Source organism: Streptomyces sp. NPDC026206, assembly GCF_040638465.1.
Lineage (GTDB): Bacteria > Actinomycetota > Actinomycetes > Streptomycetales > Streptomycetaceae > Streptomyces.
This window is the reverse complement of record NZ_JBEZYL010000006.1, coordinates 250,855-267,109: the sequence shown is the minus strand read 5'-3', so window position 1 is coordinate 267,109 and position 16,255 is coordinate 250,855. Positions and strand designations below refer to the sequence as shown.

At 72.0% G+C, this 16,255-nt stretch carries 7 protein-coding genes and 1 pseudogene; 1 reads left to right on the top strand and 7 read right to left on the bottom strand.

The window, feature by feature from the left end:
* Positions 1-278: 278 nt before the first annotated feature.
* The 4 genes from AB0F13_RS12565 to AB0F13_RS12550 form a co-directional block, all read right to left on the bottom strand.
* Positions 279-1,826: a maltokinase gene (locus tag AB0F13_RS12565; protein WP_362079464.1), complete on the bottom strand. Its 1,548-nt coding sequence runs from the start codon at positions 1,824-1,826 to the stop codon at positions 279-281.
* A 461-nt stretch (positions 1,827-2,287) separates the two neighbouring features.
* The gene (gene treS, locus AB0F13_RS12560) at positions 2,288-4,015 is read right to left on the bottom strand and encodes a maltose alpha-D-glucosyltransferase (protein WP_362079461.1); all 1,728 of its coding nucleotides are present in this window, start codon (positions 4,013-4,015) and stop codon (positions 2,288-2,290) included.
* Positions 4,012-6,006, bottom strand: coding sequence for an alpha-1,4-glucan--maltose-1-phosphate maltosyltransferase (locus AB0F13_RS12555; RefSeq protein ID WP_362079458.1), 1,995 nt, complete (start codon positions 6,004-6,006; stop codon positions 4,012-4,014). Before AB0F13_RS12555 ends, treS begins: the two co-directional genes overlap by 4 nt.
* A gap of 554 nt (positions 6,007-6,560) precedes the next feature.
* Entirely contained in the window at positions 6,561-7,472 is a 912-nt protein-coding gene (locus tag AB0F13_RS12550) for a helix-turn-helix transcriptional regulator (protein WP_362079455.1), read from the bottom strand.
* 134 nt (positions 7,473-7,606) lie between these two features.
* Here AB0F13_RS12550 and glgP point away from each other — a divergent pair, with 134 nt between their 5' ends.
* Positions 7,607-10,234 (top strand): alpha-glucan family phosphorylase, encoded by a 2,628-nt coding sequence (gene glgP / locus AB0F13_RS12545; protein ID WP_362079452.1) that lies wholly within the window; start codon positions 7,607-7,609, stop codon positions 10,232-10,234.
* An 86-nt stretch (positions 10,235-10,320) separates the two neighbouring features.
* On the opposite strand, the gene AB0F13_RS12540 is transcribed toward glgP, so the two are convergent.
* The 3 genes and pseudogenes from AB0F13_RS12540 to glgX all read right to left on the bottom strand — a co-directional run bounded on the left by AB0F13_RS12540 (position 10,321) and on the right by glgX (position 16,225).
* A complete protein-coding gene (locus tag AB0F13_RS12540; RefSeq protein ID WP_362079449.1) occupies positions 10,321-12,600 on the bottom strand; it encodes a M4 family metallopeptidase in 2,280 nt (759 codons plus the stop codon).
* Between the two features lie 280 nt (positions 12,601-12,880).
* A pseudogene (locus AB0F13_RS12535) lies at positions 12,881-13,594 on the bottom strand (ATP-binding cassette domain-containing protein); the annotation flags it as partial.
* 261 nt (positions 13,595-13,855) lie between these two features.
* Positions 13,856-16,225: a glycogen debranching protein GlgX gene (gene glgX / locus AB0F13_RS12530; protein ID WP_362079446.1), complete on the bottom strand. Its 2,370-nt coding sequence runs from the start codon at positions 16,223-16,225 to the stop codon at positions 13,856-13,858.
* Positions 16,226-16,255: the final 30 nt, after the last annotated feature.

Genomic DNA, 16,255 nt, shown 5'->3' with positions numbered 1-16,255 from the left:
TCTGCCCGGTCTGGCCGACCGGCTCGGCGCGCCCGGTCTGCTCGGCCGTCCCGGGCCTCCGGGAACTCCCGGAACTCCCGGAACTTCCTGGCCTCCCGGAACTCCCGGGCCCCCCGGAACTCCCGGAACTCGCTGGCCTCCCGGAACTCCCTGGCCTCCCTGGCAGGAACGTCGCCGGGACGCTGCCCTCGCGTCCGCGAGGCGCCGGCGGTGGACTGAATGGCGGTCGTGCTGTCACGGGGCGGTCCTCCGGGTTCGGGATCCGGTCGGCGTCGGAGTCATAGGGCCGCACTGCCCGTGGCGCGCTCGCCGTCCGCGAGCCTGCGGATCGCGGACATGGGGACGGCGAGCCAGTCGGGTCGGTGACGGGCCTCGTAGAGCACTTCGTAGACGGCCTTGTCCGTCTCGTGTGCCCGCAGCAGCCGGGGGTCCTCACGCGGGTCGTGGTGGACGGCGGCGTAGCCCTCGCAGTAGGCGGCGCGGGCCCGCTCGGCCCAGTCGGTGGCCGCCGCCCGGCCGACCGCCGCCGCGTAGTCGAAGGAGCGCAGCATGCCCGCGATGTCCCGGGCGACGGGCTGCGGGCGGCGGCGCTCGGCCAGCGGGCGCGCGGGCTCGCCCTCGAAGTCGATGAGGGACCAGCGCCCGTCGTCTGCCGTCCGCAGCGCCTGCCCCAGGTGCAGGTCGCCGTGGATGCGCTGGGCGCGCCAGGTGCGCCCGTCGCGGCCGAGCACCGCCAACTCGTCGTAGGCGGCGCACAGCGCGTCCCGGTAGGGGCGCAGCGCGGGCACCGCGGCGACCGCGGTGTCGAGGCGGCGGGTCATGCCGGCGGCGAGGTGTTCGAGCTGGGGCCGGTGCAGTGCGACGGTGGGCAGCGCCTCGGCCAGCGCCTGGTGGACCTCGGCGGTGGCGTGGCCGAGGGCGCGCGCGGAGGCGGTGAAGTCGGCCTGTACGGCGAGGGCGCCCAGCGCCAGCTGCCAGCCGTCGGCGGAGCCCGGCAGGAAGGGCTGGAGCACACCGAGCGTCAGGGGCTCCACGGCGGAACCGGGGGACCGGGTCGGCCCGGTCCCGGACGATCCGGACACGGCTGCCAGGTCGGCCTCGAACCAGGCGGCCGGTGCCGGCACGCGCGAGCAGCCGGTCCTCGCGAGCGCGCGCGGCAGTTCGAGGTCGGGGTTGGTGCCGGGGCCGACCCGGCGGAAGAGCTTGAGGATGTACGTCTCCCCGTAGACCGCCGAGGAGTTGGACTGATCGGCGCCCAGCAGCCGGGGCGTCAGACCGGCGGGGATGGAGACGTCCGGTTCGCGGGTGAAACGCAGCGGGCCCAGCCGCCCCGGCACCCGCAGCCGCTCCAGGAGCAGGGCGGCCAGCCGTGGGTCGGCGAGCCCTTCGTAGACGGTGCTGCCGCGCAGCGGCCCGTCGGTGGGGCGGCCGATGAGCGCGGGCGCCAGGTGCGGGGGCAGGACGTCCCGCACGCCGAGCAGCAGCTGGTAGCAGTCGTCGGCGGGGGTCGGGTGGCCGCCCTGCCCGGCGGCGGCCGGTTGCTGGGCGTTGAGGAGGAGATGGAGCAGGCCGGGGGTGGTGCCGCCGTAGGGGCGGTGCAGCAGTTCGGTGGCCGCGACGAGCGTGAAGCCGGTGATGGGGCGGCCCTTGCCCGCGAACCAGCGCTGCCGGGGCAGCCACTCGGTGAGCAGTGGGGCGAGCGAGGCGAGCAGTTCCGTGCCCGGGATCGCCGGTCGTGCGGGAGCGCTCGAAGGCGTCAGGGGGCCCGGGGTCGCCTCCCGGTGGGCGGCGGTGGTCTCCCGGCGGGGCGGTGCAGCGTCCGACATGCGTCGCGTCCTTTCCCCGGGGCACACGACAGATGGGGCAAAGTGTCCCGGATTGCGGCTATGGCCCGTGCGCGGTGCGGGACGTGTCGGGCGAGGATCGTCCGTACGGTCAGCGCCTGCGGCCCCTGTGTGCGGTGTCGTGCGGCTGCTGCGGTCGATGACTGCAGCCCGTGCGTACGTGCAACCGTGCGATCCGTGCTGTGCAATCCGTGCTGTCATGAGGCGTTGTGCTGATTCGTTCGGATTCCTGCAGATCTGCGCAGGTCTGTACGAGTCTGTGCGGACCCGTCCTGACCCCGTGCGGACCCGTGCGGACCCTGCGGACCCGTACGGATCCGTTCGGCGGAAGCGGCCCTCCCCGGGCCGTCCGTCCGCGTGCAGTAGTACCGGTGCCCCGGGTCCGGCAGGGGAAACCGCCCGGGCGCGGCCGGCCGGAGTGGCCTGCCACGCGGGGGCCGCGATCAGGAGACGGGAGCCGGTGCGTTGCGGCGGAGCCGGAACCAGTAGAAGCCGTGGCCGGCCAGGGTGAGCAGGTAGGGCAGTTCCCCGATGGCCGGGAAGCGCACCCCGCCGATCAGCTCGACCGGATGGCGGCCGTTGAAGGTCCGCAGATCCAGCTCGGTCGGCTGTGCGAAGCGGGAGAAGTTGTTCACGCACAGGACGAGGTCGTCGTCCCCGTCCCGGGCGGGAGCCTCCCGCAGGAACGCCAGCACCGCCGGGTTGCTCGACTGCAGTTCGGTGTAGGAGCCGAGGCCGAACGCATGGTTCTGCTTACGGATCTCGATCATCCGGCGGGTCCAGTGCAGCAGCGAGGAGGGGCTGCTCATGGCCGCCTCCACGTTGGTGACCTGGTAGCCGTAGACCGGGTCCATGATGGTCGGCAGGTACAGCCGCCCCGGGTCGCAGGAGGAGAAGCCGGCGTTGCGGTCGGGCGTCCACTGCATGGGCGTGCGCACGGCGTCGCGGTCGCCGAGCCAGATGTTGTCGCCCATGCCGATCTCGTCGCCGTAGTACAGGATCGGCGAGCCGGGCAGCGACAGCAGCAGGGCCGTGAAGAGCTCGATCTGATTGCGGTCGTTGTCCAGCAGTGGCGCCAGTCGCCGCCGGATGCCGATGTTGGCGCGCATCCTCGGGTCCTTGGCGTACTCCGCCCACATGTAGTCGCGCTCTTCGTCGGTGACCATCTCCAGCGTGAGCTCGTCGTGGTTGCGCAGGAAGACGCCCCACTGGCAGCGGGAAGGGATGGCCGGGGTCTTGGCCAGGATCTCCGAGACGGGGTAGCGCGACTCGCGCCGCACCGCCATGAAGATGCGCGGCATGACGGGGAAGTGGAACGCCATATGGCATTCGTCGCCGCCCTTGGCGTAGTCGCCGAAGTAGTCGACCACGTCCTCGGGCCACTGGTTGGCCTCCGCCAGCAGCACGGTGTCCGGGTAGTGCGCGTCGATCTCGGCCCGGACGCGCTTGAGGAAGGCGTGGCTGCGCGGCAGGTTCTCGCAGTTGGTGCCCTCCTCGGCGAAGAGGTACGGGACCGCGTCCAGCCGGAAGCCGTCGATGCCCAGGTCCAGCCAGAACCGCAGGGCGGCCAGGATCTCCTCCTGCACCGCCGGGTTCTCGTAGTTCAGGTCCGGCTGGTGCGAGAAGAAGCGGTGCCAGTAGTACTGCTTGCGCACCGGGTCGAACGTCCAGTTCGAGGTCTCGGTGTCGACGAAGATGATGCGCGCGTCCTGAAACTGCTTGTCGTCGTCGGCCCATACGTAGTAGTCGCCGTACGGCCCGTCGGGGTCGGTGCGGGACTGCTGGAACCAGTCGTGCTGGTCGCTCGTATGGTTCATGACAAAGTCGATGATGACGCGCATGCCGCGCTGGTGCGCGGCGTCCACGAACTCCACGAAATCCGCGAGGTCACCGAACTCCGGCAGCACCGAGGTGTAGTCGGAGACGTCGTAGCCGCCGTCCCGCAGCGGGGAGCGGAAGAACGGCGGCAGCCACAGGCAGTCGACGCCCAGCCACTGGAGATAGTCCAGCTTGGCCGTCAGTCCCTTGAGGTCGCCGATGCCGTCGCCGTCGCTGTCCTGGAAGGAGCGTACGAGGACTTCGTAGAAGACGGCGCGCTTGAACCAGTCGGGATCCCGGTCCTTCGCGGGTGTGTCCTCGAAGGTGTCCTGGACGGGCTCATTGACGATCATGGTGTGGGTGACCCTCCGATCGGTGAGGACGGTCGCAGCGAGAACACGTGCGCGGGCGCCATGGAACGGCCCGGCTCGAGGCGCACATAGTTGTCCCTGCCCCAGTGATAGGTCTCTCCGGTGAGCTCGTCGCGCACCGGGACGGACTCGTGCCAGTCGAGGCCGAGCTCCGGCATGTCCAACGAGACCGTCGCCTCCTGGGTGTGGTGGGGGTCGAGGTTGACGACCGCGAGGACGCAGGACGCCCCGGAGCGCTTGGAGTAGGCGATGACGGCTTCGTTGTCGACGTCGTGGAAACGCAGGTTACGCAGCCGCCGCAGCGCGGGCTGACGGCGCCTCAGCCGGTTGAGCACCGTGATCAGCGGGGCGATGCTGCGGCCCTCGCGTTCCGCGGACTCCCAGTCGCGGGGGCGCAGTTGGTACTTCTCCGAGTCCAGGTACTCCTCACTGCCCTCGTGCGCCGGGGTGTTCTCGCACAGCTCGTACCCGGCGTAGACGCCCCAGGTGGGCGACAGCGTCGCGGCGAGTACGGCCCGCACCTCGAAGGCGGGCCGGCCCCCCTCCTGGAGATAGGCGTGCAGGATGTCGGGCGTGTTGACGAACAGGTTCGGCCGCATGCAGGCCGCCGACTCCCCTGACAGCTCGGTCAGATAGTCGGTGAGCTCGCGTTTGGTGTTCCGCCAGGTGAAGTAGGTGTACGACTGCTGGAAGCCGATGGCGCCGAGCGTGCGCATCATGGCGGGCCGGGTGAAGGCCTCGGCGAGGAAGACGACGTCCGGATCCGTGCGGCCCACCTCGGCGATGACCTTCTCCCAGAAGAGCACCGGCTTGGTGTGCGGATTGTCCACCCGGAAGATCCGCACGCCGTGCGACATCCACAGGCGCAGCACGCGCAGCGTCTCGGTGACCAGCCCGTCGAAGTCCTCGTCGAAGGCCAGGGGATAGATGTCCTGGTACTTCTTCGGCGGGTTCTCGGCGTAGGCGATCGATCCGTCGGCGCGGTGGTGGAACCACTCGGGGTGCTTGCCGACCCACGGGTGGTCGGGGGAGCACTGCAGCGCGAAGTCGAGCGCCACCTCCATGCGCAGCTCGCGCGCCCGCGCCACGAAGCGGTCGAAGTCCTCGAACGTGCCGAGGTCGGGGTGGATCGCGTCGTGACCGCCCTCCGCGGACCCGATGGCCCAGGGGCTGCCGACGTCGTAACCACCCGCGCTGAGCGCGTTGTTGGGGCCCTTGCGGTAGGAGGTGCCGATGGGGTGGACCGGGGGGAGGTACACCACGTCGAAGCCCATGGCCGCCACCGCCGGCAGGCGCTGGGTGGCCGTGCGGAACGTCCCGCTGCGCGGCGGGCGGCCCTCGCGCAGCAGCGCGCCCTCCGACCGCGGGAAGAGCTCGTACCAGGAGCCGAAGAGGGCCCGTTCGCGCTCCACCAGCACCGGCACCGGGCGCGAGGAGGTCACCAGCTCGCGCAGCGGATGGCCGGTGAGCGCCGTCGTGACCGGCGGGGCGAGGGCGGCGGCGAGCCGGTCCTCGGGCGGCACGGCGGCATCGCGCAGCGCGTCGACGGCGCCCAGCACGGCCTCCCGGCCCTCGCTCTTGGGCACTCCGGCCGCGGCGCGCTCGTACAGCAGCGCACCCTCCTCCAGCACCAGCTCGGTGTCGATCCCCGCCGGAATCTTGATCACCGCATGCTGCTGCCAGGTGGTGACCGGATCGCCCCACGCCTCCACCGCGTAGGTCCAGCGGCCCTCGCAGTCGGGGGTGACCTCGGCACCCCAGCGGTCGGTGCCGGGCACCGGCTCGCGCATCGGCGTCCACGGGCCGGAGCGGCCCGCGGGGCCGCGCAGCACGACGTTCGCGCCGATCGCGTCGTGCCCCTCACGGAAGACCGTGGCGGTCACCTCGAAGGTCTCACCCGCCACCGCCTTGACGGGCCTTCGGCCGCAGTCGACGAGCGGGCCGAGGTCCAGGACGGGGATGCGACCGATCATGGGATCACCTGGCGGATCGACGGGACTCTGGGCAGGCATGCGGGCCCCTCCCCAGCGATGGCCGGGGGAAGGTTCTGTACTTTCTATCTGCTCCGTCGGCAGTCGGCGGGGTGCGGGCATGACTGCTCCTGTCCGCATTCACTCGGGTGGACTGAAGAGAGAAAGTCAAACTCTGGTTCGCGCGGGAGAGGGGGAAAACCGGGCAGGGGGAACGGGAGCCGGGAGCAGGACGCCGGACGGGCTTCCTTGCGTACCGGTTGAGCTTTCCCACCGGGCCCGCCCGGTCATGCCCCGACCGTGTGAACTACTCGTGCGTAGCTCCCGTGGCACTCCGTGCGGAGGGCGGCCATTCCTCCGTCACCCGTACGGAGTCTCCTCGACGGGCCGATCGCGTGCAATGTGACGAAAGGGGGTAATCGACGGCCGTACGGGGGAACGGGCACACGGCGCTGCCTTCGAAGGTCGTAGCGGCTTCTGGCCTTGGACAGTACTGCTGTACGCGCGGCGTAATTCTGCCTAGTACTTTTCGCAGTGCTTCCCGTCGGGTGATGACATCAGCCGGTCCGCCCGTCCGGCACCAAAGCCGCCGTCCCTCCGTGCTCCTGCCCGGGACCGCCCAACCCGCCCGCCGCGGTGAGCAGTCGCAGCGCCGCCTCCGAGGCCGACCCCGGCTCCGCACTGAAGGCGACCACGCCCTGGCCATCGGTGCCCGGCAGCCGCAACATCTCGAACGACAGCTCCATCGCCCCCACCACCGGATGGTGGAAGGCCTTCACGCCCGAGGTGCACCCTCGCACCGGATGACGGGACCACAGCGCCGCGAACTCGGGGCTGCGCATGGTCAGCTCGCCGATCAGCTCCGCCAGCCGCCGGTCGTCGGGATGCTCGCCCGCCGCCAGCCGCAGCGAGGAGACCGCGCGCCGCGCCTCCGCCTCCCACTGCGGATACAGCTCCCGCGCGTGAGGGTCGAGGAAGAACAGCCGCTGGGTGTTGGGGCGGCCGGCCGGGCGGTCCGGGCTGTCCGCGGCGAGGTGGCCCGCGAGCAGCGCATGGCCCAGCGCGTTCCAGCCCAGCACGTCGAAGCGGTGGTCGACGATCACCGCCGGCACCGCGGACATGGCCGCGACCAGTTGCCGCACCCCCGCCCCGGCCGTCGCCGGCCGGGCCGCCGGACGGCGCGCCGCCCGTCCCGGGCGGGCCAGGTTCCTCAGGTGCCGGTGCTCGTCCGGCGTCAGCCCCAGCGCCCGGGCGATCGCGTCCAGCACCTCGTCCGAGGCGCCCGCCGCCTGCCCCTGCTCCAGCCGCGTGTAGTAGGCCACGCTCACGCCTGCCAGCTGCGCCAGCTCCTCGCGCCGCAGCCCCGGCACGCGCCGCGTACGGCCGTACGGGATCAGGCCCACGTCCTCCGGCCGGAGCGCGGCACGGCGTGTACGCAGGAAGTTCCCCAGCTCGGGCGGTGTGTCCATGCGCCCAGTCAACAGCAGGTGTCCGCCGTCCGCCTGACCCTGTCAGGGTCAGGCAGCGGTGACGGGTCAGGCAGAAGGGGGCACTTGCCCGCATGAGGGCGAACGGCGGGCGCCGCGCCGCTAACGTCGTGGGGGTGAAGGCCATTCGTCGATTCAGCGTGCGTCCCGTCCTTCCGGAGCCCCTACGACCGCTCAGCGAGCTGGCGCGAAATCTGCGCTGGTCCTGGCACCCCGAGACCCGCGAACTGTTCCAGTCCGTCGACCCCGAGGGGTGGCAGGCCGCAGGTGGCGACCCGCTGCGGCTGCTGGGTTCCGTGTCCGCCACCCGGCTGGCCGCCCTCGCCGACGACCGCCGCTTCCGCCGGCGGCTCGCGGCGGCCGCCGATGATCTGCACGACTATGTGACCGGCCGCCGGTGGTACCAGGAACAGCCCGCCGGGCTGCCGGCCGCCGTCGCCTACTTCTCACCCGAGTTCGGCATCACCGCGGCCCTGCCGCAGTACAGCGGCGGCCTCGGCATCCTCGCCGGAGACCACCTGAAGTCCGCCAGCGACCTGGGCGTTCCCCTCATCGGCGTCGGGCTGCTCTACCGCCACGGCTATTTCCGGCAGTCCCTCTCCCGCGAGGGCTGGCAGCAGGAGCACTACCCCCTGCTCGACCCCGACGAGCTCCCGCTGTCCCTGCTCCGCGAGCCCGACGGCACCCCCAGCCGGGTCACCCTCGCCCTGCCCGGCGGCCGGTCCCTGCACGCCTCCGTCTGGAAGGCGCAGGTCGGCCGGGTGCCGCTGCTGCTCCTGGACTCCGACGTGGAGGACAACGGCCCCGGCGAGCGCGACGTCACCGACCGGCTCTACGGCGGTGGCAGCGAACACCGGCTGCTGCAGGAGATGCTGCTGGGCATCGGCGGGGTGCGCGCCGTCCGTACGTACTGCCGGCTGACCGGACACGCCGGGCCCGAGGTCTTCCACACCAACGAGGGCCACGCCGGCTTCCTCGGCCTCGAACGCATCCGCGAACTGTGCGAGGAGGGCGCCGACTTCGACGCCGCGCTGGAGTGCGTCCGCGCCGGTGCCGTCTTCACCACCCACACCCCCGTCCCCGCCGGCATCGACCGCTTCGAGGCCTCCCTGGTCGCCCGGCACTTCGGCGAGGGCGGCGAGCTGCCCGGCATCGACGTCGACCGCGTCCTCGCTCTCGGCCGGGAGGACTACCCCGGCGGGGAGGCCAACCTCTTCAACATGGCCGTCATGGGCCTGCGTCTGGCCCAGCGCGCCAACGGCGTCTCCACCCTGCACGGCCAGGTCAGCCGGGGGATGTTCGCCGGGCTGTGGCCGGGCTTCGACGCCGAGGAGGTGCCGATCACCTCCATCACCAACGGCGTCCACGCCCCCACCTGGGTGGCGCCCGAGGTCTTCCGCCTCGGCGCCCGCCAGATCGGCCTCGCCCGGGCCGAGGACGCCCTGACCGTCGGCGGCTCCGAGCGCTGGGACTCCGTCGCCGACATCCCCGACGCCGACATCTGGGAGCTGCGGCGCACCCTGCGCGAACAGCTGGTGGAGGAGGTACGGGAGCGGCTGCGCGCCTCCTGGCGGGCGCGCGGCGCCGGCACCGCCGAGCTCGGCTGGATCGACGGCGTCCTCGACCCGGACGTCCTCACCATCGGCTTCGCCCGGCGCGTCCCGTCGTACAAACGGCTCACACTGATGCTGCGCGACCGCGAGCGGCTGACGGAACTGCTGCTCCACCCCGAGCGGCCGGTCCAGATCGTCGTCGCGGGCAAGGCCCACCCGGCGGACGACAGCGGCAAGCGGCTCGTCCAGGAGCTCGTCCGCTTCGCCGACGACCCGCGCGTGCGCCACCGCATCGTCTTCCTGCCGGATTACGGCATGGCGATGGCCCAGAAGCTCTACCCCGGCTGTGACGTCTGGCTCAACAACCCGCTGCGGCCCCTGGAGGCGTGTGGCACTTCGGGCATGAAGGCCGCCCTCAACGGCTGTCTGAACCTGTCCGTCCTGGACGGCTGGTGGGACGAGTGGTACGAGCCGGACTTCGGCTGGGCCGTCCCCACCGCCGACGGCGCGGCCATGGACGAGGACCGCCGCGACGACCTGGAGGCGACGGCGCTGTACGACCTGCTGGCGCAGCGGGTGGCACCGCGCTTCTACGACCGGGGCACGGGCGGGCTGCCGGGCCGCTGGATCGAGATGGTCCGGCGGACGCTGGCCACGCTCGGGCCGAAGGTGCTCGCCGGGCGCATGGTGCGCGAGTACGTGGAGCAGCTCTACGGGCCCGCCGCCGAGGCGCAGCGGGCCCTGGACCCCACGGCGGCGCGGGAGCTGGCCGTGTGGAAGGCACGGGTGCGGGCGGCGTGGCCGGCCGTGGCCGTGGACCATGTGGAGACGGTGTCGGACGGGCCGCTGAACGGCACGGCCGAGCTGGGTTCCACGGTCTCGCTGCGGGTGAGCGTGACGCTGGGCGAGCTGGACCCCTCGGACGTGGAGGTGCAGGCCGTCGCGGGGCGGGTCGACCAGTCCGACCGGCTGGCGCGGACGGTCGCCTTCCCGCTCAAGGCGACCGGTGCCCCGGCGATGGACGGGCGGCGGCTCTACGAGGGCCCGCTGACCCTCGACCGCACGGGCCCCTTCGGCTACACCGTGCGCATCCTGCCCTCGCACCGGCTGCTGGCCGGCGGGGCCGAGCTGGGGCTGGTGGCGGTGCCGTCGGAGGCGGCGGGCGAGGCGGCCGGGGTGCTGATGCGGTGACCCGGAACGGCTGAGGCACCGTCCGGGGGAGGATGACTCACCCCGGACGGCGCCCGGTTCAGCCCGCGGTGCGGGTCTTCACCCGGTCAGAAGCTGAGCTTCCAGCTGTTGACGGTGCCGTCGTCGTTGGCGTAGACGTCCTGGACCTGCAGCTTCCAGGTACCGCTGGCGGAGACGCCGGAGGCGTCGACGGTGTAGGTCTCCTTGACGTCCTCGGCGGAGTCCCAGGCGTCGGAGTCCTTCAGGTTCCACGTCTTGCCGTCGGGGGCGACCAGGGAGATCTTGAGGTCACCGCGGTAGGTGTGCGTGATGTTCACGTCCACCTTGAGCGCCGAGGAACCGTTACCGCTGCGGGTCACGATGATCGGCGAGGTGACGGCGGAGCCGGCGTCCGGGATCGCGACCGGGGTGGTGTTCTCGAAGACGCTGCCACCGCCCGAGGTGTTCACGGTCCACTTGAAGGAGGCGGTGCCCGTCTTGCCGCCCGCGTCCTTGACCGTCACCGTCACATTGCTGGTGCCGGTGGTGGTCGGGGTGCCTGTGATCAGGCCGGTCGAGGAGTTGATCGACAGGCCGGCGGGCAGGCCGGTGGCCGAGTAGGTCAGGGAGCCCGTGGTGGAGCTGGACGCCTTGATCTGCAGGGAGACGGCGGTGTTCACGATGGAGGTCTGGTCGCCCGGGCTGGCGACCGAGACGCCGGAGGAGACCCGGCTGCCGACGTTGATGGCCGCCCACGCGTTGGCCGCGTTGTTGTACGTCTCGCTGCCGACGCCGAAGAGCTCACCGGCGGCCCACAGCGTCGCGTCCCGCGCGCCCGCGTAGTTGGTGTTGGACTGCATGCGCTGGGTGAGCGCCTTGAACCAGATCTTCGCGGCGTTGTCCCGGCCGATGCCGGTGACCGGAAGCCCGTCGGAGGTCGGCGAGTCGTACTTGACGTTGTTGACCGTCTTGGGGCCGCTGCCCTCGGAGGCGAGGTAGAACCAGTGGTTGGCCGGGCCCGAGGAGTAGTGCACGTCGATGCCGCCCAGGCCGGAGTACCAGCTGTCCTTGGACTGGCCGTCCTTGCTGGGCTTGTCCATGTAGCGCAGCGGGGTGCCGTTGCCCCGGATGTCGATCTTCTCGCCGACCAGGTAGTCGCCGGGGTCGCTGGGGTTGTTGGCCCAGAACTCCACGGCCGCGGCGAAGATGTCGGAGGTCGCCTCGTTCAGACCACCGGACTCGCCGCTGTAGGTGAGGTTGGCGGTGGCCGAGGTGACGCCGTGCGTCATCTCGTGGGCGGCCACGTCGATGGAGGTCAGCGGCTTGGCGTTGCCCGAGCCGTCGCCGTAGGTCATGCAGAAGCACTGGTCGGACCAGAAGGCGTTGACATAGGCGTTGCCGTAGTGGACGCGGCTGTAGGCGCCGACCCCGTCGCCCTTGATGCCGGTGCGCCCATGGACGTTCTTGTAGTAGTCCCAGGTCAGCTGGGCGCCGTAGGCCGCGTCGACGCCGGCCGTGGCCGCGTCGCCGGTCGTGCCGTTGCCCCAGACGTCGTCGGAGTCGGTGAACAGCGTGCCGGTGCCGGACGAGCCGTGGTTGAGGTTGTACGTCTTGTGGCCGCCGCGCGAGGCGTCGGTGAGCTGGTACGAGCTGCCCGAGCCCGAGGTGCCGATGGTGACCTTGCCGCTGTACTGGCTGTTGCCGGTGCCCTGCTTGACGCCCTGGAACTCGAAGAGCTTCTCGCCGCTCTTCGCGTCGGTGATGACGTGCAGCTCGTTCGGGGTGCCGTCCTCCTGGAGCCCGCCGACGACGGTCTCGTAGGCGAGGACCGGGGTGCCGCCGGCCGCCCAGATCACCTTGCGCGGCGCCCGGTCGGCCTTGGTGGCCTTCGAGCCCTTGGCCGTGGCGGACTTGACGGCGTCCTTCTCCGCGGTGGCCGCCGCGAGTGACGGGGTGGTCGTCGCCACCGCCATCCGCGCCTTGGTCGCCTTGGCGACGGTCTTGACCGTGCCGCCCTTGGTCGCGTCGACCACCAGGTCGCCGCCGAGGACGGGCAGGCCGTCGTAGGTGCGCTCGTAGCGGGTGTGGAGCGTGCCGTTGACGTCCTTGCTGACGTCGCGGACGACCAGCTGCTCCTTGGCGCCGAGGCCGAGGGTCTTCGCGGTCTGCGCCTTGGTCGCGTTGGCCTCGCGTATCAGCTCCGCGCGCTGCGAGGGCGACAGCTTGGCAGGAAGGGTGCCGGGGTCGGCCTTGGCGAGGGCCGGCCGGCTCTGGCCGGCGTCGTCGGTGCGGGCACTGGCTGTGCCTTGTACGCCTGCGGCGAGCATCGCCGTGACGGCGACGAGGGCGCCGGTGGCGACGGCGCGTCTTTGGGGGGTGGGTCTCACACTGACTCCTTCTGCGGTGGCCGCCTCGAGGTGGGTGCGGCCGGTGGGCGACCGGGCGGCGAGATGGCCGACCGGGCAGAGCACGGCAGAACGAATGGAGAAAGGGGGGAAAGCGGAAATATCGTGTTGGCCGGCTCGGGCGGGTGGGGAGAGAGTGGGGGGCCTTCCACGCCGGTTGAGGTGAAGAGTCCCACCGCCGTGACGCAGGTGTCAGGGGCGCGTCAACAAGTTGGCCGGAAAATGTCCGTTGGCCAAAGATCGATGTCCGTATAACGGGCGTTCAGACCAGGCTGTCCCGCCAGGCCCGGTGCAGGTCAGCGAAGCGCCCGGCCCCCGCCGCGAGTTCGGCCGGAGTGCCGTCCTCCACCACGCGGCCGTCGGCCATCACCAGCACCCGGTCGGCGATCTCCACGGTCGACAGCCGGTGCGCGATGACCACGGCGGTCCGTCCGCGCAGCACCGTGTGCATGGCGCGCTGCACCGCCCGCTCGCCGGGGGTGTCGAGCGAGGAGGTTGCCTCGTCGAGGACGAGCACGCCCGGGTCGGCGAGCAGGGCGCGGGCGAAGCCGACCAGCTGGCGCTGGCCGGCGGAGATGCGGCCACCGTGCTTGCGGACGTCCGTGTCGTAGCCCTCGGGCAGGGCGGTGATGAAGTCGTGTGCGTCGATGGCCTTGGCCGCCCGCTCGATCTCCGCGCGGGTCGCCTCGGGACGGCCGACGGCGATGTTGTCGGCGACCGTGCCGGAGAAGAGGAACGCCTCCTGCGTCACCATCACCACCGCGCGCCGCAGCTCCGGACCGGCGAGCTCGCGCAGTGGGACCCCGTCGAGCAGGACGCGGCCCCCGGCCGGGTCGTAGAAGCGCGCGAGGAGCTTGGCGAGCGTGGACTTCCCTGCGCCCGTCGCGCCGACGACCGCCACCGTCCGCCCCGCCCGCAGGGTGAGGTCGAAGCGCGGCAGCACCTCGCCGCCCGTGCGGTAGGCGAACGACACCCCCTGCCGCCCAGCCATACCCCCGACGGGTCGTGCCCGGCCACCGGCCCGTCCACCATCCACTTGAGGGTCAGCGGGATGAGCAGGCCCAGGCACGAGGCCAGCACGGCGGAGAGCGCGGCGACGGCGAGGCGGCCGCGCACCGGGCGGACGTAGGGCCACAGGCGCAGCAGCGAGCGCACCGCCGAACGGCGCCCGGATCGACGGGACACTTCACGGGTCGGGGTCGTCAGGGGGGAGACTACGGTCCGCCACTGACACCGCTCACTCGGTTTTTCGGCCCAGAACCTGCGGACCAGGACCGGCCTCGGCCGGCTCCCGCACCACCCGCCACAGCAGCACCGAACGGGCCCGTACGGAGATCCGGCTGCCCGCGTCCCGGCGCAGGCCAGGAGCGGTTCCCTGGTCCTCCAGGGCGGTGTTGACCAGGAGTTCGTACGACTGGGCCCAGGGCGGACCCGGCAAGGTGAAGCGGATGGGACGCGCGCCGGCGTGCAGGACGGCGAGGAAGCTGTCGTCGGTCACCGGTGCGCCCCGCCGGCCGCGCTGGGGGATGTCCCGTCCGGAGAGGTACATGCCGAGGGTGGCGGCCGGCGCGTACCAGTCGGCCTCGGTCATCTCCGTACCGCCCGGCGTGAACCAGGCGAGGTCGCGCAGGCCGTCCGCGCTCTGCGGGCGCCCGGAGAAGAAGGAGCGGCTGCGCAGCACGGGGTGGGCGCGACGCAGGGCCAGCAGCCGGGAGCACAGGTCGGCCGGCGCCCGCCAGCCCGGTTCCCGGAGCAGGGACCAGTCGACCCAGCCCGTCTCGTTGTCCTGGCAGTAGGCGTTGTTGTTGCCGTCCTGCGTCCGGCCCATCTCGTCCCCCGCCACCAGCATCGGCACGCCCGTCGACAGCAGCAGGGTCGTCAGCAGGTTGCGGATCTGCCGCCTGCGCAGGGCGAGGACGCGGGCGTCGCCGGTTTCACCCTCCACGCCGCAGTTCCAGGACCGGTTGTCGCCGGTGCCGTCCCGGTTCCCCTCGCCGTTGGCCTCGTTGTGCTTGCGCTCGTAGCTGACCAGGTCGCGCAGGGTGAAGCCGTCGTGCGCGGTGACGAAGTTGACGGAGGCGTACGGGCGCCGGCCGCCCCAGGCATAGAGGTCGCTGGAGCCGGAGAGGCGGTAACCGAGGTCGCGCACGTCCGGCAGGGCGCCGCGCCAGAAGTCGCGGACGGCGTCGCGGTAGCGGTCGTTCCACTCCGTCCACAGGGGCGGGAAGGCACCGACCTGGTAGCCGCCGGAGCCCACGTCCCAGGGCTCGGCGATGAGCTTGACGCGCCGCAGCACGGGGTCCTGGGCGATGACGGCGAGGAACGGCGAGAGCATGTCCACGTCGTGCATGGACCGGGCCAGCGCCGCCGCCAGGTCGAAGCGGAAGCCGTCGACGCCCATCTCCGTCACCCAGTACCGCAGCGAGTCGGTTATCAGCCGCAGCACATTGGGCTGCACCACATGGAGGGTGTTGCCGCAGCCGGTGTAGTCGGCGTAGCGGCGCGCATCGCCCTGCAGCCGGTAGTAGCGGCGGTTGTCGATGCCGCGCAGCGACAGCGTCGGCCCGAGCTCGCCGCTCTCGGCGGTGTGGTTGTAGACGACGTCGAGGATGACCTCGATGCCGGCCGCGTGCAGGGCCCGTACCATCCGCTTGAACTCGCCCACCTGCTCGCCGCGCGTCCCGGAGGCGGCGTAGGCGGCGTGCGGAGCGAAGTAGCCGATGGAGTTGTAGCCCCAGTAGTTGCGCAGTCCGCGCCGCAGCAGGTGGTCCTCGTGGGCGAACTGATGCACCGGCAGCAGCTCCACCGCCGTCACGCCCAGGCGCGTCAGGTGTTCGACGGCCGCCGGGTGGGCGAGCCCGGCGTAGGTGCCGCGCAGGTGCTCGGGGATGCCGGGGTGACGCATGGTGAAGCCGCGGACGTGCAGCTCGTAGATGACCGAGTCGGGCCACGGCGTCTTGGGGCGGTGGTCGTCGGCCCAGTCGTCGTCATCGGCGACGACCACGCCCTTGGGGACGCAGGGGGCCGAGTCCCGCTCGTCGCGGACGGTGTCGGCGACGTGCTGCTGCGGCCAGTCGCGCACGTGTCCGTACACCTCCGGGGGCAGCGGTCCGCGGCGGCCGGGCTCCGGACCGCCGAATTCGCCGTCCACCGCGCGCGCGTACGGGTCCAGGAGCAGCTTGGCGGGGTTCCAGCGGGCGCCGGTCCACGGATCCCAGCGGCCGTGGACGCGATAGCCGTAGCGGCGGCCGGGCAGGACGCCCGGCAGGAAGCCGTGCCAGACCTCGTGCGTCAACTCCGTCAATGGATGGCGGGTTTCACCCCCTCCCGGCGTGTCGTCGAAGAGGCAGACCTCCACGGCCTCCGCCCCGCCGGCCCACAGCGCGAAGTTCGTCCCCGCCACCCCTTCGGTGCCGCTCGCGCCGTCCTTGAACCGCGCCCCGAGCGGCTCCGGGCTGCCGGGCCACACGGCGACCGCCGGTGCGCGGCCCGGCCCGGGATCCCTCCGGCGGCCGTTGACGCCGGCCGGGCCGGGGGAGGACCGGTGCGGGTGCCCGCCCCCGAACTCGGCGGCCTGTGGGGCCTCTTGCTCGGCTGCACTCGACACGTCTTCGCCTCCGGCGGCTCTCGGGTAGCG

Bases quoted from the DNA above. Each gene is read 5' to 3' on its own strand.
- AB0F13_RS12565 (WP_362079464.1), bottom strand. From the start codon at position 1,826: ATGTCGGACGCTGCACCGCCCCGCCGGGAGACCACCGCCGCCCACCGG.
- treS (WP_362079461.1), bottom strand. From the start codon at position 4,015: ATGATCGTCAATGAGCCCGTCCAGGACACCTTCGAGGACACACCCGCG.
- AB0F13_RS12555 (WP_362079458.1), bottom strand. From the start codon at position 6,006: ATGATCGGTCGCATCCCCGTCCTGGACCTCGGCCCGCTCGTCGACTGC.
- AB0F13_RS12550 (WP_362079455.1), bottom strand. From the start codon at position 7,472: ATGGACACACCGCCCGAGCTGGGGAACTTCCTGCGTACACGCCGTGCC.